This is a genomic window from Candidatus Enterococcus huntleyi, from assembly GCF_009933175.1.
GTDB classification, from domain to species: Bacteria; Bacillota; Bacilli; order Lactobacillales; family Enterococcaceae; genus Enterococcus_K; species Enterococcus_K huntleyi.
Map to the genome: position 1 here is coordinate 326,645 of NZ_MAEJ01000030.1, position 26,272 is coordinate 352,916.

Genomic DNA, 26,272 nt, shown 5'->3' on the forward strand with positions numbered 1-26,272 from the left:
ATTAAACAAATAGTGAGGGTCAACACTGAATTTCGGTGTTGAACCTCACTATTTATTGTCTGAATACTAATATTCTGAGTGTCTTTTATAAGGGTGCTGCGGTTTCTTCAATTTCGACTTCTTTATGGACGACAGCTTTATTTTTCCAGATTCCGGAGCGCCATCGGATAATCATAAAGACACTGCGGAGTCCTTCGTCAATTGCATAGGCAATCCAAACGCCGATCAAACCGAATTTGAAGAAAATAGCTAATGAGTATGAGAAGGGCAGGCTGATGACCCATAAAACCAATAGGCTACAGATGAGTGGGAATTTGACATCGCCACTGGCATTCAGCGCACCGACTAGAATCATGTTAATAGCACGGGCACATTCTAAGAATATTTCAACAAAGAAGACACCTTTAGCAATCGCAATGACTTCTGCATTGGTGGTGAAAATCCCCATCAAGGGTTCGATGAAAATCCACGTGACAATACAGATGCTGACAGATGCGATGACACCAATTTTCATCGTACGCAACCCGCGCGCAGAGGCTCGGTCAAATTCACCGGCACCGACATTTCGACCAATCATAATCTGATTTCCTTGACTGAGGGATGAAGCAATCAGATAGACAAATTGGGAAATCGCCGTGACGTAAGATTTGGCAATCAAAACACTAGAGCCTAAGGAAGCAACAATCATTGTAACTACAACTTGAGCACCTTGATAAGAAAGTGATTCACCAGATGAAGGCAAGCCATAGGCCAAAATCTTTTTCACAAAATCAAGCGAGATGTGCTTGATTCGGAATGAAAAAATAGAAAAACGAATATGTTTTTTCAATAAGTAACAAGCAATCACTAGGCCAATCGTATTCCCGAACACACTCGATGCCGCTAACCCATCGACGCCTAGATGAGGCAAGCCAAACGGACTATATAGTGCCACGTAATTCCCGAGAACCGCCAGAATGCTGGCACACATTGGAACGAGTAAAGCCGGTTGGGTAAACCCGTGACTTCTCATGACCGCGATAATAGTGGCGGTAATCGCTGAAATGAATAAGCTGCCACCATAAATTCGTAAGTAACCATCGCCAATCGAAATCAACTCAGCGTCTAAATTCATAAACCGGAGTAATGGTCCGGCAAAAAAGAGGAACATCAAACTAATCAACAAGCCGATGACCACTGCCCCAAATAGAGCCGAGTTGATAACGGTCGGGATCTTTTCCTTTTGCTTCGCACCAATCAATTGGGCAATGATAATTTGTGTACCCACAGTGATAAAGCCATAAATAAAGACAGTTAAATTTAATAATTGATTGGCCGCTCCCACCGCCGCAACAGCTGGTTCTGAGTAATGAGAAATCATCCAAACATTAACATTACCAATAACAACCCGTAAAAACATTTCGATGAAAATAGGCCAACTGAGGAAAAATAATTCTTGGTCCGAAATCGAAAAAAACTTCTTCTTATTCAATTGTATGTAATCCTCCACTTCTATATAATAGAACTATCGTGATGATTTTACAGGAGAGAGAAAATAAGTCAATAGATTATCTTGCTGATTTTACTGGACTATTTTACTTTAAAATTAATCCATGGGACGGCGGTGGAAGAATGCACAGTCGATTTTCGTGTGAAGTCGAGCAAGCAGAAATATGGACAAGAACGGGTTTCCACTGTAAAGTGAATTTACTTTAAAAATTATTGGAGGTATTCCTACTATGTATGACGTAATAATTATTGGTGCTGGGCCTGCAGGGATGACCGCAGCGTTGTATGCATCTCGTTCAAATCTGTCTGTTTTAATGATTGAGCGTGGCGCACCTGGTGGCCAAATGAATAACACCGCAGAAGTAGAAAATTATCCTGGGTTCGACTCGATTATGGGGCCGGAGCTAGCTTATAAAATGTATGAAAGTGTCTCAAAATTTGGCACAGAAAACGCCTATGGGATCGTGCAAGATATTCAAGATCACGGCGACTACAAGGAAGTTATCTGTGAAGATACTACTTACAAAGGCAAAACAATTATCATCGCTACAGGCTGTGACCATCGTAAATTAGGGGTCAAAGGCGAAGAAGAATTCGCTGGCCGTGGGGTTTCTTATTGTGCCGTGTGTGATGGTGCGTTTTTCCGTAACCGTCGTTTAGTGGTTGTCGGTGGCGGCGATTCTGCCGTGGAAGAAGCGATTTATTTAACACAATTTGCTTCTGAAGTAGTGATTGTTCACCGTCGTGATCAATTACGCGCACAAAAAATCATTCAAGATCGCGCATTTGCCAATGAAAAAATTTCTTTCATCTGGGATACTGTGGTTGAAGAGATTGTCGGTAACGAAATGGTGATGACCGGCGTACAATTACGCAATGTTAAGACAAATGAAGTATCAGAAACAGATGCAAATGGGATTTTCATCTATGTCGGCTTGGATCCATTGACTGAACCATTCAAAAAAATTGGCTTGACTAACGAAGCTGGCTGGATTGAAACGGATCAAGATATGAAAACAGCGATTCCTGGTATCTATGCAATCGGCGATGTTCGTGAAAAAACATTACGCCAAATCACTACAGCTGTAGGTGAAGGTGGAATTGCTGGACAAGAAGTCTATAAATACTTAGAAGCTTTGGAAACGCCAGAAGCAATTGAACAAAAATAAAGCGAGTAATTAAGTAATTATTTTGCTGAGATAGACTATTTATGTGCATCCGTGGGGATGTACTAAATAGTCTTTTTTGTTTGTACGCTGGATTTCCCTGTATAGACGAGTCTGGCAGCTAAGGACGAATAATGTGGTGAAATGTACCATTTCAGAGGATTGTCCTACGCATACCATTCCACTACTACGATACTTGGTTAGCAGAACTGGCAAGCTAGGGACGGGTACGGAATGAAAATGTTCCATTTTCTTTATTGTCCTACGCATACCATTCCACTACTACGATACTTGGCAAGTGGAACTGGCAACTGGCAATGTCGTCTTTCAAATATAAATAATGAATGGTATACTTTATAAGAAATAATATTTGAGAAAGAGGTGTCGTGTCATGTCTTGGGAACAAGTCTATGAACAATGGCTGAATGAAGCAAGCCTTGAAGAAAATTTAAAACAACAATTAAATACATTGAAAGAAGATCCTGAGCAGTTGGAGGATGCTTTTTATGCGCCTTTAGAATTCGGAACTGCTGGTATGCGTGGAATCTTAGGTCCTGGAATTAATCGGATGAACATTTATACGATTCGTCAAGCGACTGAAGGATTAGCTCGTTTTATGGATGCGCAGGATCCTGAAACAAGACGTCGTGGTGTGGCGATTGCTTATGATTCTCGTCATATGTCGCCAGAGTTTGCGATGGAAGCGGCAAAAACTTTAGCAAAACATGATATTCCATCTTTTGTATTTGAAAGTTTACGTCCAACACCAGAGCTTTCATTTGCAGTTCGTCATTTGAACGCATTTACAGGAATTATGATTACGGCTTCACACAATCCAGCAGCTTATAATGGCTACAAAGTTTATGGCGAAGATGGGGGTCAAATGCCGCCAGCTGATGCGGATGCATTGACAACTTATGTCCGTGGCATTGAAAATCCTTTAGAAGTGGCTGTCTTATCTGACGAAGAAGTCAAACATAGTGGTCTTGTTAACATCATCGGTGAAGAAGTCGATACGGCTTATTTAAAAGAAGTTAAAGCGGTAACTATCAACACTGAGCTTATTGCTGAAATGGGCAAGACGTTGAAACTAATCTATACACCGTTACACGGAACAGGTAAAATGTTGGGTGAAAAAGCTTTGAAACAAGCGGGCTTTGAACAATTCAAGCTAGTCCCTGAACAAGCGATTGCTGACCCTGATTTTACAACCGTTAAATCACCAAATCCAGAAGAGCATTCTGCTTTTGAGTATGCCATCCGTTTAGGTGAAAAAGAGAATGCTGACTTACTTATTGCGACCGATCCTGATGCTGACCGTTTAGGAGCAGCTGTTCGCTTACCTAATGGCAGCTACCAAGTTCTTTCAGGTAACCAAATTGGGGCTTTAATGATTCAATATATCTTAGAGGCACATAAACAAGCAGGCACACTGCCACAAAATGCAGCTGTCTTGAAATCAATCGTTTCAAGTGAATTACCGACAGCGATTGCCAAAAAATATGACACAAAAATGTTGAACGTCTTAACAGGCTTCAAATTTATTGCTGAGAAAATCCAACAATTTGAAGAAGATCGCACGCAAACCTTTATGTTTGGTTTTGAAGAAAGCTACGGCTACCTTGTAAAATCTTTTGTTCGTGATAAAGACGCGATTCAAGCACTTGTTTTACTTGCTGAAGTGGCAGCATTCTACAAAAAACAAGACAAAACACTTTACGATGCGCTTCAAGAGATGTTCGAAGAGTATGGCTATTTTGCTGAAAAAACCATCTCTGTCACTATGAGTGGGATCGAAGGCTCTGCGAAAATTGCCGCTTTGATGACGAAATTCCGTGAAGAAGCACCGAAAGAATTTGCCGGTGTAAAAGTCGTTCAAACTGAAGACTTCCAATTATTGACTAAAACAGACGCGTCAGGTGCGGTTGAGAAATTAACAACGCCACCGTCAAATGTTTTAAAATATGTCCTTGAAGATGAAGCTTGGATTGCCGTACGTCCTTCTGGAACTGAACCAAAAATCAAGTTCTACATTGGCGTAAAAGGCAGCTCACAAGCTGACGCTGATGCAAAAATTGCGGCTTACGAACAAAGTATTAACCAAATTACTGAAGGCTAAAGCTAACAGTAATCAATAGTAAAATGTATCAATAAAACTCTCTGTTACTCCATCAGTCAAAAACCATTACGCCCGTTCGTATCGTTTTTGGGAATTGCTGGAGAAAAACTGAGAGTTTTTATTGAGAATCCGTTGAAATACTCAGCAAATTTCTCGAATAATTTAAAAATTCTGCTATACTAGTTTTAGCAATAACTTATGATTTGAGTAGAGGAGGGGTCGTGCGTGCGCGAGAAAACGCAACAGGACATTGAAAAAGTCAGTCAATTGTACAAGGTCTTAAGCGATCCAACACGTCTAAAAATTTTATTCTTTCTAAAATCAGGTGAGCAAAATGTGACGGCGATTAGTCAAGCGGTTGATATGGAGCAGTCGGCTGTTTCTCATCAACTAAAATTGCTACGTGACAACCGTGTGGTAAAAGCACAGCGTGAGGGAAAAACTATGCTGTATAGCTTGGATGACCACCATGTCTTAGACATCTTAGATCAAACATTTGAACACGTGCAGCATCATTAGAAATAGGCTAGATTTTTTCTGGATTTTCTCAGGAAAACTCTAGTTTTTTTTACTGTTTTTGGGTATACTAGAAACGGTAAAGATTAAAATAAAATGATAGTTTTCTAATCTAGATATTATTTTTGGAGGATGTATGGAAGAAAAATTAAAAATTGGTTTACTAGGACTGGGTGTTGTCGGTTCTGGCGTACCCGAAATACTGATTGCCCATCAAGAAAAAATTCGTCAGGTGACAGGAATGGATTTAGTCGTGGAAAAAGCTTTTGTCCGTGACGTTGAAGTTGAGTCTAAAAAAGCCTTAGCTGCCGAATTTGATATTCAATTGACTGCTTCTATTGATGAAATTTTAGACGATCCTGAAATCTCCATTGTAGTGGAATTGATGGGGAAAATTGAACCTGCCAAAACCTACATTTCCCAAGCCTTAGCTAAGGGAAAACACGTGGTAACTGCCAATAAAGATTTGTTGGCTCAACATGGTGGCGAGTTAGTGGCCTTAGCACAGAAACATCACTGCGATTTATATTATGAAGCCAGTGTAGCCGGGGGCATCCCCATTTTACGCACGATTGCCAATAGCTTAGCTGCCGACGACATCACGAATGTTTTAGGCATCGTCAATGGGACCACCAACTACATGTTAACGCAGATGGTGACTCACGCTAAGAGTTATCAGGAAGCGTTGGATGAAGCACAAGCTTTGGGATTTGCGGAATCTGATCCAACGAATGATGTTGATGGCATCGATGCTGCGTATAAAATGATTATTCTCAGCCAGTTCGCTTTTGGAATGAACATTGGTATGGAGCAAGTCTCGGTCAAAGGGATTCGTGGCTTGTCGCTAGAAGATGTGACTATGGCGAAGCAACTTGGCTATGAGATTAAATTAATCGGAGCTTCACAGAAAACGGGCGATAGTATCCATGTGGAAGTTTCGCCGATGTTGGTCCCAAATAGTCATCCTTTGGCTTCTGTTAGTAACGAATTTAACGCGGTTTTCATCGAAAGTTCAGGCGTCGGTGAGTCAATGTACTACGGCCCAGGCGCCGGTGCTAAGCCGACCGCAACCTCTGTGGTTAGTGATTTAATTACGATTGCTAAAAATATTCGTTTGAAAACAACTGGTCACATGTTTAATGCTTATCGTCATGAAACGCATTTGACAGGGGATGAAGAAATTTTCAGCAAATATTACTTATCCTTAGAAGTACCTGATGAGCGCGGACAATTCTTGCAGTTAGCTGAGATTATGAATCAAGCAGATGTTAGTTTTGACCAAGTCGTGCAACAAAAATCTGATGGCAAAACAGCGCGTGTGATTGTGATTACACATACGACAAGTAAGAAAAAATTAGATGAAGTATTAACTAAGATTAACGAAAAGACTTCATTTTCTTTAGAAAATACGATGAAAGTTTTGGGGGAATAGTAAATGTACGAAGGATTATTAAAACAATATAAAGAGTATTTACCAATTACCGATAAAACGCCGATGATTTCTTTGGCTGAGGGGAATACACCACTGATTCCTTTACACAATTTGTCAAAAGAATTAGGCATTACGCTCTATGGAAAATATGAAGGATTAAACCCGACCGGCTCATTTAAAGACCGTGGGATGGTGATGGCAGTGGCTAAGGCAGTTGAAGAAGGCGCCAAAGCGATTGTCTGTGCCTCGACGGGGAATACCAGTGCCGCTGCAGCAGCTTATGCGACACGTGCTGGCGTCAAAGCTTACGTAGTCATTCCTGATGGGAAAATCGCGATGGGTAAATTAGCGCAAGCAATTGTCTACGGAGCGGATATTATCTCGATTCCAGGAAACTTCGATGAAGCCTTGAAAGCTGTGAGAGATATTGCCAAAACAGAAGCTGTGGCTTTAGTGAATTCAGTCAATCCGTATCGTTTAGAAGGTCAAAAAACGGCCGCTTTTGAAGTCTGCGAACAATTAGGACAGGCTCCTGACGTTTTAGCGATTCCAGTAGGAAATGCTGGAAATATTTCAGCTTATTGGAAAGGTTTCAAAGAATGGCATGAAGTCAAAGGAACAACCTTACCGAGAATGCACGGATTTGAAGCGGAAGGCGCAGCGGCGATTGTTCGCGGCGAAGTGGTTGAACAACCAGAAACGATTGCGACAGCGATTCGGATCGGTAATCCAGCCAGCTGGACCTTAGCAGAAGCGGCCCGCGATGAATCTTCTGGTTATATCGATGCCGTGACGGATGAAGAAATTTTGAATGCTTACCGCAAAGTTGCAGCCCAGGATGGTGTCTTTGTTGAACCAGGTTCAGCTGCTTCACTGGCTGGCGTCATTCAACATGTCAAATCTGGCAAAATTAAACCAGGTGAAACAGTCGTGACCGTCTTTACTGGTAATGGCCTAAAAGATCCAGATACAGCGATTAACGCAACCGATGTTAAAATTTCGAAAATGAGTGATTTAGAAGAAATGCGCATGCACTTACGTGAAGGAGTCGCGAAACTATGAAAATTCGGGTCCCTGCAACGAGCGCAAACTTAGGTCCAGGATTTGATTCCTGCGGTATCGCTTTGTCTGAATACTTATTTATTGAGATTGGCGAGGATACAGACACTTGGGTCATCGAACATGATCTTTCTGATGAAATACCGACAGATGAATCCAACTTACTTTTGCAAACTGCGTTGGCTCTCGCACCTAATTTGTCACCAAAAAAACTGAAGATGACCTCAGAAATACCTTTGGCGCGTGGCTTAGGCAGCAGTTCTTCTGTAATCGTCGCTGGTATTGAGTTAGCCAATCGACTGGGGAATCTAAATCTTTCAATTAAAGATAAAGTGCAAATTGCCACTGAGCTCGAAGGTCATCCGGATAATGTTGCTCCAGCGATTTGTGGCGATTTTGTCGTAGCAAGTTTCTTAGAAGGGGATGTGCGCTATGTTAAGCACCATTTCCCAGACTGTGAGGTCCTGGCCTATGTGCCTAGTCATGAGCTACTGACTACCGAAAGCCGCAGTGTTTTACCAGAAACGATTGACTATCGCGAAGCAGTCGAAGCAAGCGGAATTGCTAACGTGATGATTGCAGCTATTTTAAATGGCAATTTGCCTTTGGCTGGCGTCATGATGGAAAAAGATAAATGGCATGAGAATCACCGCCTACATCTAGTTCCTCATCTGAAGGAGATTCGTGAAATTTGTCATGAAGAAGGCGGTTATGCAGCCTTTCTAAGTGGAGCAGGACCGACTGTTCTCGTCTTAACACCTGAAGACAAAACCGCAGCGCTAATTACACGATTAACGCAACTCGATGAGAAAGCACAAATTAATTTGTTACACGTTGATACAGAAGGTGTGCAAGTTTTCTAACAAATTTTTCTAATAAAAAGGCTAGGTAAGTACGGGATTACTTACCGCCTTTTTTTACAAAAAAACAAAAAATGGAGGACGTTATTATGGAATTTGAAACAAAATGTCTACACGCGGGGTACCAGCCAAAAAATGGAGAACCTCGAGTGATGCCAATCGTTCAAAGTACTACCTATACTTATGATTCAACTGAGGAGATTGGTAAATTATTCGATTTAGAAAAAGCTGGTTATTTTTATACACGCCTCGCAAACCCGACAACAGACGCAGCTGAACAAAAAATTGCAGCGTTGGAAGGCGGCGTTGGCGCTTTATGCACAGCTTCTGGACAAGCGGCGACCTTTTTTGCTTTACTGAATATTTTAGAAGCGGGGGATCACTTCGTTTCTTCTAATTTAATTTATGGCGGAACCTTCAACTTATTCGCTCATACCTTCAAAAAAATGGGCATTGAAGTGACCTTTGTCGACCAAACAGCTTCCTTAGATGAATTGAAAAAAGCGCTTCAGCCAAATACTAAAGCAGTCTTCGCCGAAACCATTGCTAATCCTGCTATGGCCGTTTTAGATATCGAAAAGTTTGCAACCTTTGCCCATGAAGCAGACGTTCCTTTTTTCATCGATAATACCTTCGCAACGCCTTATTTCTGTCGGCCGATTGAATATGGCGCGGATATTGTTATCCATAGCACCACCAAATACCTAGATGGCCATGCCGTACAAACAGGGGGCGTGATTGTCGATAGCGGTAATTTCGATTGGACCAATGGGAAATTCCCGCAGCTTAGCGAACCGGATGTAACTTACCATGGCTTAGTCTATACAGAAACGTTTGGCAACGCTGCCTATATTACTAAAGCTCGTGTCCAATTAATGAGAGATTTAGGGGCTACGCCGTCACCGCATAATTCATTTTTATTAAACCTTGGAATGGAAACGTTGGCTGTCCGGATGGATCGTCACTATCAAAATGCGCTTGAAGTCGCTGAATTTTTAGCAAAACAGTCTCATGTTTCAACAGTCTCTTATCCTGGATTAGCAACTGATTCTCAATATGAATTAGCTCAAAAATATGTCCCTAATGGGCTTTGCGGCGTTATTTCATTCACAATTAACGGGGGCAAAGAAGTCGCTGCTGCTTGGTTAGATAAACTGGAACTTGTCAGCTTAGAAGTCCATGTGGCTGATATTCGGACTTGTGCACTACACCCAGCCACTTCGACACATCGTCAATTGAGTGACGAAGAACTAGATGCAGCAGGTATTTCAGCAGGCTTAATCCGAATTTCTTGTGGGATTGAAAACAGTAAAGATATCTTAGCTGATTTAGCGCAAGCATTCGCTTCTTTGGAGCAATAATATGCCAATTAAATTATTAGATGATTTTCCAGCAAAGCAAATTCTCGAAAAAGAAGATATTTTTGCGATTCAAGATGAGCGGGCTCGGCAGCAAGATATCCGCCCGTTGAAACTTTTAGTTCTGAATTTGATGCCTAATAAAATTGATACAGAAACGCAATTGCTCCGATTAATCAGTCAAACACCGCTTCAAATTGACGTGGAATTTCTCAAAATCACCAGTCATGTGCATAAAAATACCAGTCTGCATCATCTAAAAAAGTTTTACTTAGAGTTTGAGCAGATTAAAGACCAGTGTTACGACGCCTTGATTATTACAGGAGCACCGATTGAAACGTTGGCTTTTGAAGAAGTTAACTACTGGCAAGAATTGCAGCAAATTATGGATTGGTCGCAGACAAATGTCACCTCAACACTCCATATCTGTTGGGGAGCACAAGCCAGTCTGTACCACCATTATCAAATAGAAAAAGTCAGATATGACCAAAAATTATTTGGTATCTATAGCCAAAAACCAATTGGTAAACCTCGCTTATTGCGTGGCTTTGATGATCTCTTCTTTTGCCCACAATCGCGATACACAGGGATTGATGAACTGAAATTGCAGGAGACCTCATTATCTGTATTAGCTCGTTCAGAAGAAATTGGGGCGACAATTATCGCCTCAGAAAACTATCGAAATATTTTTGTTTTAGGACATTTTGAATACGACACAGACTCACTAGCCAATGAATATGCTCGCGATCAGGATAAAGGGCTAGATACTTTGCCACCGGCTCATTATTTTGTTGATAAAGATCAGCAGCAGGTGAATAATAATTGGCGAGCACATGCTAATCTGTTGTATCATAACTGGCTGAATGATGTTTATCAATTCACTCCTTACAAATTAGAAGATATTAAACAAGAAAAGTGGACTGTCACCTGAGCAATTCAGGTGCAGTCCACTTTTTATTGACAAGCTCTTGCTCAACAAGAGCTGTCGTATTTTTTTACTTGCGTGTGTTTAGACCGTACCGTAATAACTATGATCTTCTAAGTGCAGCGCATTTAAAATGATTGAGGCTGTTTCTTCGATTGATAAAGTCGCCACGTTAATCACTTCGCAGCCGAGCTTTTGGTATAAGTCATTTGCAAAAACTAGTTCTGCTTTAATCTTTTCAATATCAGAATAGGCGGTATCCGGATTTAATCCGTATGATTTCATCCGCTCTTTTCGGATATTATTTAGAATATTAGGATCATTTGTTAGTCCAACAATTTTCTTAGGATCAACTTCCCAAATCTGTTTTGGAATGTGGGCTTGTGGGACAAGCGGCAGATTTGCTACCTTTAAGTTTTTATTGGCTAAAAATAAACTTAATGGTGTTTTTGACGTACGAGAAACCCCAAGTAAAACGACATCTGCTTCTAAAAAGCCACGCGGATCTTTACCATCGTCATATTTTACGGCAAATTCCATCGCTTTGATGCGTTTGAAGTAGTTTTCGTTCAAATGATGTAATGCACCTGGTTCTCTAGTAGGTGCCACACCTGAGCGCTGTTCGATTTCTCTGACAGCCGGTGTGAGTACATCAAAGCTGAACAAGCTATGCTGTTCACAAAACTCATGGGTAATCTTAACGAGCTCTTCATTGATAATTGTATGTAAGACCATTGCATTTTCTTCTTTTGCATCTTCTAATGCTTTTAATAAGAGCTCCTTGTCGTTGACAAACGTTCTGCGGAATAAATTAAACTCCACGGAAGGGTACTGCGCCATCGAAGCTTGGGCCAATTTTGAGGCCGTTTCGCCGGCTGAATCTGAAATTACATAAAACGTGACAATCTCCATTGTTCCATCTGTCATAATAAAAACCTCGCTTGCAAAATTTGATAATTTATTATACCATAAAATCGAAAATGTAAGTCGGAACGATTTTGATTTAGGAGGAATTCGAATGAATCAACAAACGCTCATCCAACAATCGCTGGATTGCTTAAAAGATAATGGGCTGAAATATACTAAAAAGCGGGAAGCTTTACTGACCTATCTGATTAAGAGAAATCGCTATGTCTCAGCGAAAGAAGTCCATCATTATATGCAGGAATCTTTTCCAGGGTTAAGCTACGATACGATTTACCGAAATCTCCATGACTTTTCCGAACTCGATTTATTAGAAGAGACGGACCTTAATGGTGAAATGAAGTTTCGTTTCCATTGCTGCCAAGGAAATGTCGGCCATCATCACCATTTTATTTGCACCGTTTGTGGAAAAACCAAAGAAATTCATATGTGCCCGATGAACTTTTTTGAAGAGCAACTTTCAGGCTGCACGATAGAAGGGCACCGTTTTGAAATTTTAGGTCGCTGTGAAGAATGTCAGTAAATTTAGCTCTAAGAAAAAAGAAGGCGATGAATTAATTGCTTTCTTTTTTTGAACATAATTTTTCGAAGAAACTTCAAAAAAATAACTTTAGTTCTAAAATTCTCAAAAATGCGTCTCTATTTTAGCAAATAATCGGTAAAAAAATCGTCTGTTTTCTAAGAATCCCACCGATTTCTACGATTATTCTCATAGATAAGCGAATAATTAACAAAACTTTCCCATAATACCTTGACGGTCTGAGGGGCATTCGATATAATATTTTAAGGACAGTCTTGTTTTTTGAGGTATTAACTTTCAATAGCAAAAACGGTTACTTTTTAAGCTCGGAGGGAGGGAATTAACATGTCAAAAACAGTCGTTCGTAAAAACGAATCTCTTGACGATGCTCTTCGTCGCTTCAAACGTTCCGTGTCAAAAGCGGGTACTTTACAAGAATCTCGTAAACGTGAATTCTACGAAAAACCAAGCGTAAAGCGTAAGAAAAAATCTGAAGCAGCTAGAAAACGTAAAAAATTCTAGTTTTTCGATGAATTGGAGCTGGTAGTGTGTCACTACTAAGTACATTGAATGAGGACATGAAAACTGCGATGAAGGCGAAAGACAAGGAAACCTTGCAAGTCGTTCGTATGTTAAAAGCAGCCATTCAAAACGAGCAGATCAAAGTAGGCCACGAATTGAACGGAGAAGAAGAACTAACAGTGTTGTCTCGCGAAATGAAACAACGCCGTGATTCTTTATCAGAGTTTGAAAAAGCGGGGCGCGATGATTTAGCAGCTAAAGTCAAAAGTGAGATTGTGATTGTTGAGAAATACATGCCTGAGCAACTTTCTGAAGAAGAAATTCGTCAAATCGTTACAACGGCAATTGCCAAAACCGGAGCCACTTCGCCGAAAGAATTCGGCAAAGTCATGGGTGCTGTAATGCCCCACGTAAAAGGCAAAGCAGACGGCAATCAAGTCAATGCAATCGTCAAAGAACTTTTGCAACCCGAATAAGAATTAGCTAAACACCACAGAATTCAGATCTGTGGTGTTTTTTTGCCAGTTCCACTTACCAAGTATCGCAGTAGTAGAATGGTATGCGTAGGGCAATAGAATGAACTGGAACAGTTCGCTTCATTACCTTAGCACTAGTGGAATGGTATGCGTAGGCCAATAAAGAAAATGGGACATTTTCATTCCTTACCCGGCCCTAGCTGCCAGACTCGTTTATACATGGACATTTAGTTGCATGATCTACTTTGCAGTTCTATTTATACAGAACCAAGTAGTAGCGGAATGCTATGCGTAGGGCAATTTTGTGAAATGGTACATTTCACTTCAGTTAAAAAGCTCCTAGCCTTCACAATTATCCACCAAAATACTATGAGTAATCCAATAAAGCAAACCAGAGCAGTTCACCATATTAGAATAGGGCGCCAATAAGTGCATAGTTCAAAAAATTAAGTGTAAAGATACTTTATGTTGTCCATTATCCCATACCCAATTTTTGGCACTCTTCCTTCCTTATTATTCTAACTATTTCGATTTGTTGAGAGACAAGGGTCTTACTTGCCTTTTCTCCTATAGGAAATTTTTTCTTTTCCCGAGAATGTGGTATTATAGGTAAGAATATAAATCAAAGGAGATGACGCATTTTTGACAGCAGAAGAGTCAAAATCTTTGGAAATAAAACTTGGTGCAGCTGATGATATCAGTATGCTTTTAGGCGCGCACGATAAACATATTAAATTTCTTGAAGACAATACAAAAACTGATATTCACACGCGTGGAGAGATGATTCAAATTATCGGAGAACCTGATGAGGTCGATTTAGTCGCAGACGTCATCCGAATGCTACAAGAGTTGATTAAACGAGGCATTCATATTAGTACACCAGATGTCGTTACGGCGCTTAAAATGGCTCGGAAAGGGACATTGGATTATTTCGTTGATATGTACGAAGAGGAGATTGTCAAAGATCATCATGGCAAACCAATTCGTGTTAAGAATATCGGACAGAAAAATTATGTTGCTTCTGTCAAAAAGCATGATGTGGTCTTTGGTATTGGACCCGCTGGGACTGGGAAAACCTTTTTAGCTGTGGTTATGGCAATTGCAGCCTTAAAAAGAGGTGAAGTACAAAAAATCATTTTAACACGTCCAGCAGTTGAAGCAGGAGAGAATCTCGGCTTTCTGCCTGGCGATTTAAAAGAAAAAGTTGATCCCTATCTACGTCCCGTCTACGATGCTCTTTACCAAATTTTTGGAACAGAACATACCAATCGTTTAATGGAGCGAGGGGTCATTGAGATTGCGCCGCTTGCTTACATGCGTGGCCGAACGTTAGATGATGCCTTTGTCATTCTTGATGAGGCACAGAATACGACGATTGCTCAAATGAAAATGTTTTTAACTCGTCTGGGTTTCCAATCCAAGATGATCGTCAATGGCGATAGTAGCCAGATTGATTTGCCGCGAGGGGTTATGAGTGGATTAATCCATGCCGAGCGAACATTAAAATCAATCAAAAAAATTGATTTTGTGACGTTTGAAGCAAGCGATGTCGTTCGTCATCCTGTTGTTGCTGAGATTATCCAAGCTTACGAAAAAGAAAGCTTGCGACAGGATCCGAAAGACTGAGAAGAAGTAGGAGGTAAATAAGTGTTTAATAGAACCGTTTTAAAGATACGAGAGAAGCTAGGACACTTCTTTTTGCCCAGCGTATTAATTCTTTTTGCTCTCTTTTTATTCGCTATTACATTCAGTAGCGTCAAACAAAAAGCCGTTGATTACAAAGAAGGTCAAGTGGCGACAGAAAGTATTCGCGCCAATAAGACGATTGAGAATACTGCTGAAACGCAACAGAAACGTAAGTTGGCTGCCGAGGCAGTCACACCCGAATACAGTTACCAAGAGGATTTAGCAGGCCAACAGCATGATCGTTTGGATAATCTATTTGCCTTAATTACAAAGACAAATAACCAAGTGGATCAGGAATATCAGGAAAAAGTTGACAAAGCTAAGTCCGGAACCAACGTACCAAAACCAACAGCGGACGAACGAGTGGCGGCCTTAAAGAAAGAATTTGAAGGGGCTAATGATGAGGATGTTGCTTTATATCAAAAATTACCCAATCAGTTCTATCAAACCATTATGATGATGCCCGCTGAGGAAATTGCGACCATTCGAACAGAAAGTCTAGCCTTAATTGATGAGCAAATGGCTAAACAGATTCGTGAAAATGATCTCGAAAATTTCCAACAAGAAGCAACTGATAAACTACAATATTTAAATATTACTGCTGCACAGCAACAAGATATTCGTTATTTACTTAACCTTGGTATCGTGGTTAATGACTTTCCAAACGAAAAACGTACGGAAGAATTGCGTGAAGCAGCACGACAAGCGGTTCTCCCTGTAATGATTATTCAAGGGGAAGTAATTGTCCGTGAAGGTAGTCAAATAGATGCCAACGCCATCGAAAAATTAAAATTGTTAGGATTGACGAGTACCAATACGTCAATTTTCCCGTTAGTGGCACTATTCCTAACGATTGTTATGCAAATTTTAGTATTACTCTATTTTACGCACCAATTCCAAGAGGATCAGCAACAAAGCTTTATCTTCTTTTACGTAGGGGCTATGGCGATGAGCGTTGTTCTAATGAAATTTTTCCAAATGTTTCAATCGGAACAGCTTATGTATATTTCCCTCTTTTTCCCGGCAGCCTTTACGCCACTTGTTCTCAGCTATTTCTTAAATAGGCGAGCAGGGGTTGTGGCAGCACTCTTTCAAGTGGTTTTTGCCTTGTTTGTATTCTATGACTCCATTGGAACCAACTTCTTAGTAATTACTTTAATTACTTATTTATTTGCTGGTTTAATGGCCACAGTAGTTAAACATCAGAGAATTTCTGAGCAAGGTTGGCCAGCCGTCATGTGGGTCGTTATTTTCCCCGTCTTGATGAATGCTATATTAACAATCTATCAAGGAATGAGTTTTAGTGATGGGAAAACTTGGACCGCACTTGTTTGTGGCTTAGCCGGCTGCCTACTGTCATTCTTATTGACCATGGGCTTACATCCCTATATCGAATTAATGATTACAGACGATAGTATGATTGTTTTAAATGAGTTAAGTAATCCTAATCATCCATTATTGAAACAGTTATTAGAAGAAGCACCTGGTACGTATCACCACAGTATGATGGTGGCGAATTTAAGTGCCAATGCAGTCGCCGAAATTGGCGGGCGCTCTTTGCTCACTCGAGTGGCTTGTTACTATCATGATATTGGTAAAATTAAACATGCAAACTTCTTTGTGGAAAATCTGCCAGCGGGTGCTGAAAATCCCCATAATTTCTTATTACCTGAAGATAGCAAGCAGATTATTTTTGGTCACGTGATTGATGGGGCAAAAATTCTTGAAGAATATGGGATGCCTGAAATGGTTATCGATATTTGTAAACAGCATCATGGTACAACTTTAATGCGTTATTTTTATGTGAAAGCAAAAGAAAGAAATCCAGAGGTTACGGAAGAACAATTTCGTTACCCAGGTCCACGTCCACAATCTCGTGAAGCAGGCATTGTTAACATCGCAGATAGTTGCGAAGCAGCCGTGCGAGCAATGGATCATCCGACCAATGAAAAAATCGAAAAATTTGTCGCTGACCTAATCGAAAGTCGGATTCTCGATGGCCAATTAGATGATTCTGGATTGACTTTGAAGGAAATTCGTAAAGTGGAAAAATCATTAATTAATGGCTTAAGCAGTACCTTCCACTCACGTATTAAATATCCGAAAATGAAGTCTGAAGCGGAGAAAATGAAAGAAGAACAAGAAAGAAGAGATGCCTAATGGATATTACTTTTATTGATGAGACAAGCAAAGTTTCTGAAGAAAAGATAAAAGAAATTGATAATCTGCTGCAATTTGCAGCGGATTACCTTTCCCTTCCTGAAGACACAGAAATGTCGGTCACTTTTATGGACAATGCAGCAATCCAGGTTATCAACCGTGACTATCGCGGCAAAGATGCACCGACAGATGTCATCAGTTTCGCCTTAGAGGAAGAAGGGGAAGATGAAATCCCAGTTATTTTTGAAGACGGAGATGAGATGGAGATCCCTAGAAATCTAGGCGATATTATGATCTCTATCGAGCGGGCAGCAGAGCAAGCAGCTGAATTCGGTCATACTTATGAACGAGAACTAGGGTTTCTCTCTGTCCACGGATTTTTACACATCAATGGCTATGACCACATGATCCCTGAAGACGAGGAAAAAATGTTTGGTCTACAAAAAGAAATATTGGATGCCTATGGACTCAAAAGATAACCAGACACCTGATAAAGAACCTATTGGGAATGAAACCATCGAGAAAAATAAACATTTTATTCGCTCGGTTGAATTCGCCATTCATGGAATTAAGACCGTCTTCCAAGAAGAACGAAACATGCGCAAGCACGGACTGTTCGGCCTTCTTGCTATTCTAGCTGGCTTTATCTTTCAGCTTTCTCAAATGGAATGGCTCTGGTTACTATTAGCTGTCTTTTTAGTTTTCGTTGTTGAAATAATCAATACCATCTTTGAAAATGTCGTAGACATGGTCACCGATTTTCATTTTCATCCTATCGGCAAACGAGTCAAAGACATGGCCGCAGGAGCCGTTTTACTAACTGCATTATTTGCAGCATGCATCGGGGCGATTATTTTTATCCCCAAACTATATCAACTTATTTTTCGTTAAATAACTAAGGGAGGCACTATGACTACACATAAATCAGGGTTTGTTGCGATTGTAGGCAGACCAAACGTTGGCAAATCAACGTTATTAAACCGTATTGTGGGGCAAAAAATTGCGATCATGAGCGACAAGGCACAAACAACTAGAAATAAAATTCAAGGGGTTTATACAACCACCGACACACAAATGGTGTTCATCGATACACCGGGAATTCATAAACCAAAACATCGCTTAGGCGATTTCATGGTAGAGGCAGCCTATAGCGCCTTACGCGAAGTCGATGCTGTGCTTTTCATGATTAGTGCTGACGAAAAACGTGGCCGCGGCGATGATTTCATCATCGAGCGGTTGAAGAATGTTTCTTCACCGGTCTTTCTACTCATTAACAAAATCGATAAGGTTCATCCAGATCGTTTATTAGGAATTATCGAGGACTATACCTCACAGATGGACTTCACGGAAATCGTACCCATCTCAGCAGCTGAAGGAAACAATGTCGATCGATTAATGGATATCCTAGTTGATCGTATGCCAGAAGGCCCACAATATTTCCCTGATGATCAAGTAACTGACCATCCTGAATACTTTATCGTTTCTGAATTAATCCGTGAAAAAGTTTTAGAGTTGACGAGAGATGAAGTTCCTCACTCTGTAGCGGTGGTTGTCGACAAAATGCAGCGCGATGAGAATGATAAAGTTCGTATTTTAGCGACGATTATTGTTGAAAGAGATAGCCAAAAAGGGATTGTTATTGGTAAAGGCGGCAAAATGCTTAAACAAATTGGCACAAAAGCCCGTAAAGATATTGAAGTTTTATTAGGCGACAAAGTCTTTTTAGAAGTCTGGGTCAAAGTCCAAAAAAATTGGCGAGATAAACAAACATACCTACAAGATTTTGGGTATAGAAAAGATGAATATTAATTTGTATCTCAATAGATAAAAAAAGAGTAGACTGCTACGCAAATCAATCGATTGTGTCTCAGTCTTTCTTTTTGATTGATGGAAGGAGGAAGGTCATGAGTCATCTGGTTGAATCAAAAGGAATCATTCTTTTTAGTCGGAACCACAAAGAAAAAGATAAATTAGTTAAAATATTTACTGAGTCTGCTGGGAAAATGATGTTTTACGTCAAGGGTGCCCATCGACAGAACAATCCTTTAACACCTGCGCTGATTCCTTTTACAGAAGCTATCTATATGGGTGACTTCAGGCAGGAAGGTCTATCATTTCTGAATAGTGCGAAGGAAATTCAAGGTTTCCGGAAACTCCAAGAGGATATTTTTTTGAGTGGCTATGGTACGTATTTATTAAACCTCGTAGATGCTGCCATTGATGATCGTGTCTATGATCCGCATCTCTATCACTTTCTTCACCAAGCATTGACTTTAATGAATACCGACGTGGACGCTGAAATTGTCACGAATATCTTTGAAGTGCAACTCTTACAACGATTTGGTGTCTCACCAACTTGGAATCAGTGTGTCATCTGCGGACAAACCCAAGGAAAGTTTGATTATTCCTCAAAATATAATGGTGTCTTATGTCAAAACCATTGGTCTGCTGATGATCATCGCTATCACGCTGATCCACGGGCTGTTCATCTTGTCCGAATGTTTTCAGCCATCTCCTATGATAAATTGCAAGAAGTTAATGTCAAAGAGGAAACAAAAGCCCAAATCCGCCAATTTATTGATGCTCTTTATGATGAGTATGTCGGAATTCATTTGAAAAGCAAAAAATTCATTGATCAAATGAAATCCTGGGAAGGGATGCTAACAAAAAAAGAAGAGTAATTAGTGCAAAAAACATAAACGACGATGACCGAAGAGGCATCGCTGTTTATGTTTTTTTATATAGAAGCAATACTACCGATGCAGTCGTCGAAATTCTAATGGCGTATACTTGCTTTCTTTTTTGAAGGAAGCCACAAAATGGCTGGTGTCTTTGAAGCCGACCAGATAGGCGACTTGTTGAACTTCTAATTCTTGACGATTAATGAGTAATTCTTTGGCTTTGTTAAGTCGATAGCGTAATAAGAAGGTATAGGTCGACATACCTAAAAATCGTTGAAATAATCGTGAGAGGTATTGTGGGCTGACGAAAACTTTTTCAGCTAACTCTTCGACAGTTACTGTTTCTTTATAGTTTGTTTCAATTTCTTCAATTACTGGTTGAATGTAAGTTAGATATAGCTCATGTTTTTGATTCGCGTGCTGATCTTGAAAGCGACTCAGCTGCATCAAGAATTGATAACAAGCAATCGACAATTCGACTGAATCTGTTGAAGGATTACTGACTTGGTAGTGAATTTGATTTTCCACCCACTGAAAAAAGGAAAAGTAGGGTTGTTCTTCCGCCAAGAGATAGGGAGATTTTCCGACAATTTGGGCAATCTCATTGGCTAAACTCCCATTAAATGTCGCAAATGAAGTAATCCATTCCGATGAACGATGGGCAAAATAGTGATGGGGAACAAAGGGTGCAATCAAAATGCCTTGGCCTTCTTTCAAAATAATTCTCTTTCCCTCTAAATTTATTTCACCTACGCCGGACTCAGTTTGCATCCAATGATAGTAGGGATAACCTGAAGGGCGACTAACCGTGGGCTGTTCCCAATGTGAACCAATGCTATCGATGGAAAAGGGATTATCTTGATAGGTTAAATTATAATAGACCGGCATATTGCAAACTCCTTTTTTTGTTTCGATTTCTTATATTCAATAGTTTAACATATTATACTTCACAATTGAAATCGCTTCTATAATTAAGATAATCAAATGATAAAGGAGCAACGACTTATGACAAAACAATTTTTTAATCGTATGTTATTCGGGGGCGATTATAACCCAAATCAATGGCCAAAAGAGGTTTGGCAGGAAGATATGCGCATTTTTAAAGATGCAAAAATAAATAGTGCGACGGTCAACGTTTTCTCATGGGCTAAAATACAACCTTCAGAGAACGAATACTACTTTGACGAATTAGATGAAGTGATCGATATGCTCACAAAAGAAAATTACGATATCGTGCTTGCCACTTCAACTGCAGCTTTACCTGCGTGGATGTTCAAAAAATATCCGGAAGTGGGTCGGACTGATTTTGAAGGACGCCATCACAAATTTGGTCAACGTCATAACGCTTGTCCGAATAGTCTAGTCTATCAAAAATATGCGGGTAAATTAGCGGGCAAATTGGCTGAACGTTACGGTGCGAATCCACGCGTGACTTGTTGGCACATCAATAATGAATATGGTGGCGAATGCTTCTGTGAAAATTGTGAGAAAGCTTTCCGCGTGTGGGCCAAAGATCGTTATCAAACAATCGAAGCCTTAAATAAAGCCTGGAATCTAGAATTTTGGGGCCATACCATCTATGAATGGGATGAGATTGTTTTACCTAACGCGCTTGGTGACGGGATTGATTACGATAATACCGCGTTTGCCGGCATTTCCATTGACTACCGCCGCTTTAACTCGGATGGTATGTTAAATAATTTCAAAATGGAACGTGATGCTATCCGTCAATACGACGCAACAACGCCAGTAACTACCAACTTGATGGGGACCTATAAAATTTTAGATTATTTCAAATGGGCAAAAGAAATGGATATCGTTTCATGGGACAGCTATCCTTCCTATAATACGCCTTGGAGTTATGTTGCTTTAACCCACGATTTAATGCGTAGTCTGAAAAAAGAGCCGTTTATGTTGATGGAACAAACACCAAGCCAACAAAATTGGCAGCCGTATAACTCATTGAAAAAACCAGGCCAAATGCGTGCCCAAAGTTATCAGACGGTGGCACATGGAGCGGACACAATCCAATATTTCCAATTGCGTCGTTCAGTGGGCGCCTGTGAAAAATTCCATGGGGCAGTGATTGAACATGTGGGAACAGAGAATACGCGGGTCTTCCGTGAAACGGCACAACTAGGAGCTGAGCTTGCGGCATTTGGCGATTCATTACTCGGCGCTAAAAATGCTAGCCGTGTGGCAATTCTCTTTGATTGGGAAAACTACTGGGCGCTAGAATATACCAGTGGTCCGAATAAAGATTTAAAATATGTCGATCAAATTCATCAATATTATCGTTATTTCTATGATCAAAATATCGCTGTCGACTTCGTGTCAGCTGAGGATGATTTGACTGGCTACTCATTAGTGGTCGCACCTGTCTTATATATGGTCAAAGAGGGCATGCAAGAAACCATTGAAGCATTTGTTGAAGCAGGCGGCACATTCGTTACGACTTTCATGAGCGGTATCGTTGGTGAATCAGATAATGTTCACCTAGGTGGCTATCCTGGACCGTTGAGAAAATTAGCGGGTGTCTGGGTGGAAGAGATTGATGCACTAGCACCCGAACAAACCAATAGCGTGAAATTTGCCTCAGGTGAAGAAGGCACAAGTCGTTTATTGTGTGACATTATTCATCCAGAGACAGCTGAGGTCTTAGCAAACTATACAAGCAACTTCTATGCAAACACGCCGGTTGTGACTAAAAATAATTTTGGCAAAGGAACTGTCTACTATATCGGAACAGAATTGGATGCAGAAAGCTTAGATCATTGTTTAGCATTAGCTGTCGAATCAGCGGCCGTTACAGCTATTCTTGAAGAAAAAACTGAGTTAGAAGTTGTGCTACGAGAAACTGCGACCGATAAATTCTACTTTGTGATGAACTTCCATGAAGAGGCGCACACGCTGCCAACTAGCTTTGTCGGAAAAACTGATCTATTGACTGGTCAAGCTTTAACTGAGCAAACATCCCTACAACAGTATGATACGTTTGTGATTAAAGCCTAAACTAAATTATCTTTCTAGCGTTCTGCCCATAGTTATACGTAACTTTCTGAAATTTCATGAAAATTGGTTGACAAAGGCTTTGCTTTCGGACTATTATTAAACATATCGAATCGTACGTTGAGCAAGAAATAGCTAAAAAAGAACGCACAGCGAGTCTGGGAGAGTGGAAGCCAGATGCGAGTAATTTTTATGCTTGGGCACTTGTGAGTACACAGAATGAAGCTGCCGAATTATTTTCGGAAGTAGGGTGGAACCGCGAATGAATTTTCGTCCCTATGTCTCTAATCGAGGCATAGGGACTTTTTTTATTCTCAAACAAACCAATAGGAGGTAGACAAATGAGTAAGAAACTAACTGTACAAGAAATGATTCTCACATTACAGAAATTTTGGTCAGAAAATGGTTGTATGCTAATGCAATCTTATGATACGGAAAAAGGGGCAGGGACCATGAGTCCTTATACATTCCTTCGTGCGATTGGACCTGAGCCTTGGAATGCGGCTTATGTAGAGCCTTCAAGACGTCCAGCAGATGGTCGTTACGGCGAAAATCCTAACCGTCTATATCAACACCATCAATTCCAAGTGGTGATGAAACCTTCTCCAGAAAATATTCAAGAATTATATTTGGAAAGCTTGCGTTTATTAGGAATCGATCCTTTGGAACATGATATTCGCTTTGTTGAAGATAACTGGGAAAACCCTTCGATGGGTTGTGCTGGTCTAGGCTGGGAAGTCTGGTTAAACGGAATGGAAATCACCCAATTTACCTATTTCCAACAAGTCGGTGGACTACCTTGTAAACCGGTCACGTCTGAAATCACTTATGGCTTAGAACGTCTAGCTTCTTATATTCAAGAAGTCGAAAGTGTCTACGATTTAGAATGGACACAAGGGGTAAAATACGGAGAAATCTTCAATCAGCCTGAATATGAGCATTCAAAATACTCATTTGAAATCAGTAATCAAGAAATGTTACTAGAAAACTTTGGTAAGTTTGAAGCGGAAGCAAAACGTTGTATTGACGAAAGTTTAGTGCATCCAGCTTATGATTATATTCTAAAATGTAGCCATACCTTCAACCTACTGGATGCGCGTGGTGCAGTTTCGGTGACTGAGCGTGCTGGCTATCTGGCTCGTATTCGTAATATGGCCAAAGCTGTCGCAAAAATCTTTGTTGCAGAACGTAAAAAGTTGGCTTATCCATTATTAGATCGTGAAACTGCAGAAAAATTACTGAAGGAGGACAAATAAGATGGCAAAAAATCTATTATTAGAAATTGGTTTAGAAGAAATGCCGGCTCATGTTGTGACCCCTAGTATGGTGCAGTTACAAGAGAAAGCTGTGAAGTTTTTAGAAGAAAATCATCTAGGTTACGAAACAGTAGAAGCTTTTTCAACACCTCGTCGCTTGGCATTAAAGATCACAAACATTCCTGAGCGCCAAGAAGATACGCAAGAAGAAGTCAAAGGCCCAGCCAAAAAAATTGCTCAAGATGAGCAAGGAAACTGGTCAAAAGCTGCGGAAGGCTTCGTTCGTGGCCAAGGCGTCACCACAGATGCGATTACTTTTCGTGAATTGAACGGCGTAGAATACGTTTATGTCACAAAGCATACAAAAGGCCAAGCCGCTATTGACGTTTTAGCTGGTCTGAAAGAGGTCATCACAAGTTTGACTTTCCCTGTTACCATGCATTGGGCTAACTTTGATTTTGAATATATCCGCCCGATTCACTGGGTAACAGCACTACTTGATGATCAGGTTATTCCTTTCACCGTCCTCGACGTTAAGACAGATAGAACTTCTCGTGGGCATCGTTTTTTAGGCAGTGATGTAACTTTCCAACATGCCGATGAGTATGAGGAAAAAATGAATGCGGAATTCGTGGTTGTTTCGCCAACGGTTCGTAAACAAATGATTATCGATCAAGCCAATGAATTAGCGCAAAAAAATAATTGGTCTCTTGCATTGGATGAAGATTTATTAGAAGAGGTTAACAATCTCGTGGAATATCCGACGGTCTTTGTCGGCAGTTTTGATGAAAAATATCTTTCTGTACCAGAAGAAGTCTTAGTAACTTCTATGAAAGAGCACCAACGTTACTTTGAAGTGCGCAATAAAGAAGGAATATTATTGCCTCATTTTATTGCTGCGCGGAATGGCGATGCTGTAAAAATCGATAATGTTGTCAAAGGGAATGAAAAAGTTTTAACTGCTCGATTGGATGATGCAGAATTTTTCTTCAATGAAGATAAAAAACTAACTATCGAACAATGTGTTCAAAAATTGAAAAATGTCACCTTCCATGAAAAAATCGGAAGCATCTTCGAGAAAATGCAACGTGTCAGCGTTTCTGCCCAAATCATTGGAGAAACGGTAGGGTTATCGAAGGACGAATTAGCAGACTTACAACGTGCATCAGAAATTTATAAGTTTGATTTAGTCACAAATATGGTAGGAGAATTCCCTGAATTACAAGGGATTATGGGCGAAAAATATGCCTTACTTCAAGGGGAAACACCAGCTGTCGCAAAAGCTATCCGCGAGCATTATCTACCCATCTCTAGTGAAGGCGAACTGCCTGAATCTGCGATTGGTTCAGTACTAGCAATTGCCGATAAGTTGGATAGTGTCCTGTCATTCTTCGCTGTTGGAATGATTCCAAGTGGCTCGAATGATCCATATGCTTTGCGTCGCCAAACCTATGGTATTGTGCGGATTATTGAGAATAATCAATGGGCCTTCCCATTAGTTGATTTACAAGAAAAAATTGGCCAACAAGTCAATCAAGATGTTGCAACCTACGGACTAGAATTACCAACACAACAAAATGAAGTTTTAGATTTTGTAAAAGCTCGTTTACGTCAATTCTTGTCGACAAAACAGGTCCGTCATGACGTGATTGATGCTGTCATTTCAGCAGAACAAAAGAACTTAACTAAACTATTCAGCTCCGCTAAAATCCTGCGCGAACGCTTAGCCGATGTTGACTTTAAGCCGTCAATGGAAGCTTTAACTCGTGTCATTAACTTAGCCAAAAAAGGACAGGCAGCAGATGCGCCAGCATTGCCTGCGGTAAATCCAGCCTTATTTGAAAATGAAGCGGAAAAAGAATTGTATCAAGCCGTTCAAGTCCTTTCAGAAAACTTTGCTACGCAAACAATGGCAGATAATTACCAATCATTAATCTCTCTACGTCCATTGATTGAAGCTTACTTTGACCAAACGATGGTCATGGTGGATGACGAGCAAGTCAAAAACAATCGTCTAGCACAACTCGCTCAAATCGCTTCAATGGCTTTATCGTTAGCTAGCTTAGATTTATTGGTTACAAAATAAAAAGGGTGTGACAGAAGCTATTTCTGAGT

At 40.4% G+C, this 26,272-nt stretch carries 23 protein-coding genes; 20 read left to right on the forward strand and 3 right to left on the reverse strand.

The features are described 5' to 3' along the window. Nucleotides 1-85: 85 nt before the first annotated feature. Nucleotides 86-1,471, reverse strand: a complete 1,386-nt coding sequence (locus tag BAU15_RS14115) for an MATE family efflux transporter (protein WP_202622746.1) — start codon at nucleotides 1,469-1,471, stop codon at nucleotides 86-88. 247 nt (nucleotides 1,472-1,718) lie between these two features. Here BAU15_RS14115 and trxB point away from each other — a divergent pair, with 247 nt between their 5' ends. The 8 genes from trxB to BAU15_RS14155 all read left to right on the forward strand — a co-directional run bounded on the left by trxB (nucleotide 1,719) and on the right by BAU15_RS14155 (nucleotide 10,929). Next, on the forward strand, nucleotides 1,719-2,657 hold the full coding sequence (gene trxB, locus BAU15_RS14120) for a thioredoxin-disulfide reductase (protein ID WP_161843371.1): 939 nt from the start codon (nucleotides 1,719-1,721) through the stop codon (nucleotides 2,655-2,657). Between the two features lie 388 nt (nucleotides 2,658-3,045). Continuing rightward, a complete protein-coding gene (locus BAU15_RS14125) occupies nucleotides 3,046-4,773 on the forward strand; it encodes a phospho-sugar mutase (protein ID WP_161843372.1) in 1,728 nt (575 codons plus the stop codon). A gap of 225 nt (nucleotides 4,774-4,998) precedes the next feature. Next, nucleotides 4,999-5,292 carry an ArsR/SmtB family transcription factor gene (locus BAU15_RS14130; RefSeq protein ID WP_161843373.1) on the forward strand — a complete coding sequence of 98 codons (294 nt, stop codon included), beginning with the start codon at nucleotides 4,999-5,001 and terminating at the stop codon, nucleotides 5,290-5,292. 133 nt (nucleotides 5,293-5,425) lie between these two features. Next, nucleotides 5,426-6,721, forward strand: coding sequence for a homoserine dehydrogenase (locus tag BAU15_RS14135; protein WP_161843374.1), 1,296 nt, complete (start codon nucleotides 5,426-5,428; stop codon nucleotides 6,719-6,721). A 3-nt stretch (nucleotides 6,722-6,724) separates the two neighbouring features. Continuing rightward, the gene (gene thrC / locus BAU15_RS14140; protein WP_161843375.1) at nucleotides 6,725-7,783 is read left to right on the forward strand and encodes a threonine synthase; all 1,059 of its coding nucleotides are present in this window, start codon (nucleotides 6,725-6,727) and stop codon (nucleotides 7,781-7,783) included. Beyond that, a complete protein-coding gene (gene thrB, locus BAU15_RS14145; protein ID WP_161843376.1) occupies nucleotides 7,780-8,643 on the forward strand; it encodes a homoserine kinase in 864 nt (287 codons plus the stop codon). Before thrC ends, thrB begins: the two co-directional genes overlap by 4 nt. A gap of 86 nt (nucleotides 8,644-8,729) precedes the next feature. Then, nucleotides 8,730-10,001, forward strand: a complete 1,272-nt coding sequence (locus BAU15_RS14150; RefSeq protein ID WP_161843377.1) for an O-acetylhomoserine aminocarboxypropyltransferase/cysteine synthase family protein — start codon at nucleotides 8,730-8,732, stop codon at nucleotides 9,999-10,001. 1 nt (nucleotide 10,002) lies between these two features. After that, the gene (locus BAU15_RS14155; protein WP_161843378.1) at nucleotides 10,003-10,929 is read left to right on the forward strand and encodes a homoserine O-succinyltransferase; all 927 of its coding nucleotides are present in this window, start codon (nucleotides 10,003-10,005) and stop codon (nucleotides 10,927-10,929) included. Nucleotides 10,930-11,007: 78 nt separating this feature from the next. Here BAU15_RS14155 and BAU15_RS14160 read toward each other — a convergent pair whose 3' ends face one another. Next, nucleotides 11,008-11,850 carry a pyruvate, water dikinase regulatory protein gene (locus BAU15_RS14160; RefSeq protein WP_161843379.1) on the reverse strand — a complete coding sequence of 281 codons (843 nt, stop codon included), beginning with the start codon at nucleotides 11,848-11,850 and terminating at the stop codon, nucleotides 11,008-11,010. A 91-nt stretch (nucleotides 11,851-11,941) separates the two neighbouring features. On the opposite strand from BAU15_RS14160, the gene BAU15_RS14165 reads away from it, so the two are divergent. The 9 genes from BAU15_RS14165 to recO all read left to right on the forward strand — a co-directional run bounded on the left by BAU15_RS14165 (nucleotide 11,942) and on the right by recO (nucleotide 19,892). Further along, entirely contained in the window at nucleotides 11,942-12,370 is a 429-nt protein-coding gene (locus BAU15_RS14165) for a Fur family transcriptional regulator (protein WP_161843380.1), read from the forward strand. Nucleotides 12,371-12,712: 342 nt separating this feature from the next. Further along, nucleotides 12,713-12,889, forward strand: coding sequence for a 30S ribosomal protein S21 (gene rpsU / locus BAU15_RS14170; RefSeq protein WP_002356740.1), 177 nt, complete (start codon nucleotides 12,713-12,715; stop codon nucleotides 12,887-12,889). Nucleotides 12,890-12,915: 26 nt separating this feature from the next. Next, nucleotides 12,916-13,365, forward strand: coding sequence for a GatB/YqeY domain-containing protein (locus tag BAU15_RS14175; RefSeq protein ID WP_161843381.1), 450 nt, complete (start codon nucleotides 12,916-12,918; stop codon nucleotides 13,363-13,365). 702 nt (nucleotides 13,366-14,067) lie between these two features. Beyond that, a complete protein-coding gene (locus tag BAU15_RS14180) occupies nucleotides 14,068-14,991 on the forward strand; it encodes a PhoH family protein (protein ID WP_161843422.1) in 924 nt (307 codons plus the stop codon). A 21-nt stretch (nucleotides 14,992-15,012) separates the two neighbouring features. Beyond that, nucleotides 15,013-17,211: an HD family phosphohydrolase gene (locus BAU15_RS14185; protein ID WP_161843382.1), complete on the forward strand. Its 2,199-nt coding sequence runs from the start codon at nucleotides 15,013-15,015 to the stop codon at nucleotides 17,209-17,211. Further along, on the forward strand, nucleotides 17,211-17,690 hold the full coding sequence (ybeY, locus tag BAU15_RS14190) for an rRNA maturation RNase YbeY (protein ID WP_161843383.1): 480 nt from the start codon (nucleotides 17,211-17,213) through the stop codon (nucleotides 17,688-17,690). Before BAU15_RS14185 ends, ybeY begins: the two co-directional genes overlap by 1 nt. Further along, nucleotides 17,668-18,102: a diacylglycerol kinase family protein gene (locus tag BAU15_RS14195; RefSeq protein ID WP_420022129.1), complete on the forward strand. Its 435-nt coding sequence runs from the start codon at nucleotides 17,668-17,670 to the stop codon at nucleotides 18,100-18,102. The genes ybeY and BAU15_RS14195 overlap by 23 nt, the downstream gene beginning before the upstream one ends. Nucleotides 18,103-18,120: 18 nt before the next feature. Beyond that, the gene (gene era / locus BAU15_RS14200; protein WP_161843384.1) at nucleotides 18,121-19,020 is read left to right on the forward strand and encodes a GTPase Era; all 900 of its coding nucleotides are present in this window, start codon (nucleotides 18,121-18,123) and stop codon (nucleotides 19,018-19,020) included. Between the two features lie 95 nt (nucleotides 19,021-19,115). Then, nucleotides 19,116-19,892: a DNA repair protein RecO gene (gene recO / locus BAU15_RS14205; RefSeq protein ID WP_161843385.1), complete on the forward strand. Its 777-nt coding sequence runs from the start codon at nucleotides 19,116-19,118 to the stop codon at nucleotides 19,890-19,892. Nucleotides 19,893-19,964: 72 nt separating this feature from the next. Here the strand turns inward: recO and BAU15_RS14210 are convergent, their stop codons facing one another. Continuing rightward, nucleotides 19,965-20,780, reverse strand: a complete 816-nt coding sequence (locus BAU15_RS14210) for an AraC family transcriptional regulator (protein WP_161843386.1) — start codon at nucleotides 20,778-20,780, stop codon at nucleotides 19,965-19,967. A 117-nt stretch (nucleotides 20,781-20,897) separates the two neighbouring features. On the opposite strand from BAU15_RS14210, the gene BAU15_RS14215 reads away from it, so the two are divergent. From BAU15_RS14215 to glyS, 3 genes are all read left to right on the forward strand, one after another. Next, on the forward strand, nucleotides 20,898-22,904 hold the full coding sequence (locus tag BAU15_RS14215; RefSeq protein ID WP_161843387.1) for a beta-galactosidase: 2,007 nt from the start codon (nucleotides 20,898-20,900) through the stop codon (nucleotides 22,902-22,904). 338 nt (nucleotides 22,905-23,242) lie between these two features. Continuing rightward, complete coding sequence (glyQ, locus tag BAU15_RS14220; protein ID WP_161843388.1) at nucleotides 23,243-24,157, forward strand: glycine--tRNA ligase subunit alpha; 915 nt, start codon at nucleotides 23,243-23,245, stop codon at nucleotides 24,155-24,157. Nucleotide 24,158: 1 nt separating this feature from the next. Further along, on the forward strand, nucleotides 24,159-26,243 hold the full coding sequence (glyS, locus tag BAU15_RS14225; protein WP_161843389.1) for a glycine--tRNA ligase subunit beta: 2,085 nt from the start codon (nucleotides 24,159-24,161) through the stop codon (nucleotides 26,241-26,243). Nucleotides 26,244-26,272 lie beyond the last annotated feature (29 nt).